The 3,695-nt window shown below is 74.6% G+C and carries 6 protein-coding genes; 2 read left to right on the top strand and 4 right to left on the bottom strand.

The genetic code is table 11. From position 1 onward, the window contains the following. Nucleotides 1-83: 83 nt before the first annotated feature. The 4 genes from ACFUK0_RS39860 to ACFUK0_RS39845 all read right to left on the bottom strand — a co-directional run bounded on the left by ACFUK0_RS39860 (nucleotide 84) and on the right by ACFUK0_RS39845 (nucleotide 3,090). On the bottom strand, nucleotides 84-764 hold the full coding sequence (locus ACFUK0_RS39860) for a PH domain-containing protein (protein WP_380258935.1): 681 nt from the start codon (nucleotides 762-764) through the stop codon (nucleotides 84-86). 167 nt (nucleotides 765-931) lie between these two features. Further along, a complete protein-coding gene (locus ACFUK0_RS39855; RefSeq protein ID WP_380258933.1) occupies nucleotides 932-1,669 on the bottom strand; it encodes an ABC transporter permease in 738 nt (245 codons plus the stop codon). After that, a complete protein-coding gene (locus ACFUK0_RS39850; protein WP_380258931.1) occupies nucleotides 1,666-2,424 on the bottom strand; it encodes an ABC transporter ATP-binding protein in 759 nt (252 codons plus the stop codon). Before ACFUK0_RS39850 ends, ACFUK0_RS39855 begins: the two co-directional genes overlap by 4 nt. Nucleotides 2,425-2,478: 54 nt before the next feature. Next, entirely contained in the window at nucleotides 2,479-3,090 is a 612-nt protein-coding gene (locus ACFUK0_RS39845) for a TetR family transcriptional regulator (RefSeq protein WP_380258929.1), read from the bottom strand. Between the two features lie 7 nt (nucleotides 3,091-3,097). On the opposite strand from ACFUK0_RS39845, the gene ACFUK0_RS39840 reads away from it, so the two are divergent. Both ACFUK0_RS39840 and ACFUK0_RS39835 read left to right on the top strand, forming a co-directional pair. Next, the gene (locus ACFUK0_RS39840; protein WP_380258927.1) at nucleotides 3,098-3,430 is read left to right on the top strand and encodes a PDDEXK nuclease domain-containing protein; all 333 of its coding nucleotides are present in this window, start codon (nucleotides 3,098-3,100) and stop codon (nucleotides 3,428-3,430) included. A 65-nt stretch (nucleotides 3,431-3,495) separates the two neighbouring features. Next, on the top strand, nucleotides 3,496-3,618 hold the full coding sequence (locus ACFUK0_RS39835; RefSeq protein WP_380258925.1) for a hypothetical protein: 123 nt from the start codon (nucleotides 3,496-3,498) through the stop codon (nucleotides 3,616-3,618). The last annotated feature ends 77 nt before the right edge of the window (nucleotides 3,619-3,695 follow it).

Genomic DNA, 3,695 nt, shown 5'->3' with positions numbered 1-3,695 from the left:
GGGGCCGCGGTTCTTGGGGCGGGCCCGGGCCGACGAGATCTCGTCGGCCGGGCCCGTCGGCGTCCGGCGGGGCGGGCCCGCCGTCAGCTCGCGATCACCGCGACCAGGGCGGCCAGCCCGACCAGCGCCGGCACGATGATCCACCAGCACCAGACGACCTTCGCCTCGCCCGCCGCGTCCGGCCGGCCGGCGTTGAGCTCGGCCAGCCCCTGCAGCACCGCGACCACCTGGTCCGACCAGGCCCGGTTCGGATCCGGCGCGCCCGGCAGCACCGGCATGCTCGGCCGCACCAGCGACCCCAGCCGGGACGCGTGCGGATCACCCGCCGCCGCACTCCGGGACGCCTGGCGGTTCGCCCGCTTGCGCTGACGCAGCGACACCGGCACCGCCCAGACCTGGTACTTCCTGCCGCTCGCGAACAGCTCCACCGAGTACCCGGCGCGCAGACCCTCCACCGCGGCCCACGGCACCACGACCGTCCGGAACGGGTTGCGCACCAGCAGCCGCCGGTCGTTCGCCAGCACCGCCGGGCGCAGCGTGAACGCGATCACCGGGAAGCCGAACACCACGATGGTGGCCAGCGCCACCCAGGGCGTCTTCCCGCTCCCGGTCAGCGCGGCGTCGACGGTCAGCCAGCCGGCCACCGCGAGCAGCAGGACACCGGAGATGACACCGGGAACGGAGCGGTACACACGGTCGGCGTATACGGGCTCACCATCAGGGGCGGCGGAGCCCGGGTGGGGCGTGCCGTCGGAATCGGTCATGAACACGATTCTGCCGCATGCGCCCCGCGATCCACAGGGCCCGTCGCCCACGGACCTGCCGATCGGTGCGGCCGGGTCGACGGGCGCCCGGAGGCGGTCGGCCGCCTGCGCGGCGCCCGTCCACAGCTCACCGGCCGCCGCGACGCCCGTGCGGGCCTGCGCCCGGGTCAGGCCGTCCGCCGCCGCAGGGTGGCCGCGCCCAGCGCGAGGGCGAGCAGGGCCGAGCCGGCGATGACCGCGAGGTCCCGGACGAGGGCGCCGCTGACGCCCGCCGTGCCGGTGAGCCGGTTCATCGCGTCCACCGCGTAGGAGAGCGGCAGCACGTCCGACACCACCCGCAGGCCGGCCGCCATGCTGTCGCGCGGCACGAACAGGCCGCAGAGCAGCAGTTGCGGCAGGATCACGGCGGGCAGGAACTGCACCGCCTGGAACTCGGTCGCCGCGAAGGCGGACACCAGCAGGCCGAGCGCCATGCCGAGCAGTCCGTCGCCGAGCGCGACCGCGAACAGCAGCCAGGTCGGCCCGGCGACGTCCAGACCGAGCAGGCCGAGGGTGAGCACGGAGGCCAGCGCCGCCTGGACGAGCGCGACCAGGCCGAACGCGAGGGCGTAGCCGAGCAGCAGGTCGAGCCTGCCCAGCGGCATGGTGAGCAGCCGCTCCAGGGTGCCGGTGGTCCGCTCGCGCAGCATCGCCACCGACGTGACCAGGAACATCACCAGCAGCGGGAAGATCCCGAGCAGGGCGGCGCCGACCCGGTCGAAGGCGTGCGGCTGCCCGTCGAACATGAAGCGGAGCAGGGTGAGCAGCAGGCAGGGGACGACCAGCAGCAGCGCGATGGTGCGCGGGTCGTGGCGCAGCTGGGCGAGGACCCGGCGGGCGGTGGCGAGGGTACGGGTCACGTTCATGCCGCTGCTTCCGTCCGGCCCGCCACCAGGGCGAGGAATGCGCTGTCGACGTCGGCGGCACCGGTGCGGCGCAGCAGTTCGGCGGGGGTGTCGTCGGCGAGCAGCCTGCCCTCGCGCATCAGCAGCAGGCGGTCGCAGCGGGAGGCCTCGTCCATCACGTGGCTGGAGACGAGCAGGGTGCGGCCGGCGTCGGCGAGATCGCGGAAGAGCTGCCAGAGGTCCTGGCGGAGCACCGGGTCGAGGCCGACGGTGGGCTCGTCCAGGATCAGCAGTTCAGGGCGGCCGAGCAGCGCGGCGGCGAGCGAGACCCGGGCGCGCTGGCCGCCGGAGAGCCGGGCCGCGAGGTCGTGCTCGTGGCCGGTGAGGCCGGTCTCGGCGATGACGCGCTCCGGGTCGCCCTTCGGTGCGCCGAGCACGGCGGCGAAGTAGCGCAGGTTCTCGGCCACGCTGAGGTCGCCGTAGACGGAGGGCGCCTGGGTGACGTACCCGACGCGGTCGCGCAGGCGGGCGCTGCCGGCGGGGGCGCCGAGCACCTCGACCTCGCCGGATTCGGTCTTCTGGACGCCGACGACGGCGCGCAGCAGTGTCGTCTTGCCGCAGCCGCTGGGGCCGAGCAGGCCGGTGATCGAGCCCTGCGGGACTTCGAGGGCCAGCTCCCGCAGGACGGGGCGGCCGCCGCGCAGCACCGTCAGCGCGGTGACCCGGATCGCGGGTGGCCGGATCGGGGGTGGCGAGCCCGCGAGTGAATTCATCATGCGATGAGTTTCTCGCCGCAGACGTATGCCGTCAAGCCACCGGACACAGCGGAATCAGGCGCCGCCGAGATACCCCTGGAACGTCGGCGCCAGCAACGGCACCAGCTCCGCCCGGGTCGCCGAGGCCAGCGGCTCCACCTTCAGCACATACCGGGCCATCGCCAGCCCGAGCACCTGCGAGAGCATCAGCTCCGCCCGCAACTCGCCCTGCTCCAGGCCCAGTTCCTCCGCCACCCGAAGCACCAGCTCCTGCTGCACGAACCCGCGCATCAACTGCGCCACCTGCTCGGTGGTGGCCGCCGCCCGCAGCAGCGCGAGCAGCCGCTCCAGCGCCGCCGGCTGCTCCCACACGCTCAGCAGGAACTCGGCCACCCGCTCACCGATCGCCGCCCGGTCACCGGACAGCACCAGCTCCACCACGGCCTTCGGCTCCACCGGGAACTCCATCGCCGCCATGAACAGGCGGTCCTTGCTCCCGAAGTAGTGGTGCAGCAGCGCGGCGTCCACCCCGGCCGCCCGCCCGATCGCCCGCATGCTCGCCTTCTCGTACCCGCGCGCCGCGAACTCCGCCCGCGCCGCCTCCAGCACCACCCCCCGGGTGTCGGCACCGCCGGGGCGCCGGCCGGTCTTCTTGCGGGGGGCGGGGGGCTGCTCTGCGGTCGTCACCGGACCATTGTCCGCACCGGACGGCCCCGCCACTCGTTCGAGTGAGCAGGATCGTTACCGCTGCCCGGCCGAGCTTCCCGAACCAACACGGGTACTCACCCCGGTCGCCCATCCGCATAGGGGCCGGCAGTACCCGCTCCAGGTCGGCAGCCAGCAGTTCAGGACGGACCTGCTCCTCCGCCACCTGCGCCTGCACCGCCACGTCGTCGTCTACGTCGTCGTCGAGCTCAAGATCGGCCGCGCCCAGCCGGAGCACATGGGCAAGCCGGGCTTCCACACGGCGGTGGTGGACGACAAGTCAGCGACGCCGAGCGCGACGGCGCCACGCTCGGGATCCTGATCGCCGCCCATCGGGACGAGGACGTCGTCCCGTACTCGCTTCGCGGGACGAACCAGCCGCCGGCCGTGACCACCTACCAGACCCTGCCCGCCGAGCTGCGCCCGCTGCCGCCGAGCCCCGAGGACCCGGCCCGGGTGACGCACGAGGCGCTGGAGAAGCACGGGGGCGCGGAGACGCCCGAGGCGTAGTCGCGGCGGTCCGGCGCCCGGGCCCGGGCCCGCCCGCGCGCCGGCGCGGGCCCCCCGCGGCGAGGGGGGGCCCGGGG

This window comes from Kitasatospora sp. NPDC057223, from assembly GCF_042669755.1.
In the GTDB taxonomy this organism is placed as follows: domain Bacteria; phylum Actinomycetota; class Actinomycetes; order Streptomycetales; family Streptomycetaceae; genus Kitasatospora.
This window is presented reverse-complemented; position numbering and strand designations above follow the sequence as displayed.

What these genes read in the sequence shown, in the direction of transcription:
- ACFUK0_RS39860 (WP_380258935.1), bottom strand. Translation starts at nt 764, where the DNA reads ATGACCGATTCCGACGGCACGCCCCACCCGGGCTCCGCCGCCCCTGAT.
- ACFUK0_RS39855 (WP_380258933.1), bottom strand. Translation starts at nt 1,669, where the DNA reads ATGAACGTGACCCGTACCCTCGCCACCGCCCGCCGGGTCCTCGCCCAG.
- ACFUK0_RS39850 (WP_380258931.1), bottom strand. Translation starts at nt 2,424, where the DNA reads ATGATGAATTCACTCGCGGGCTCGCCACCCCCGATCCGGCCACCCGCG.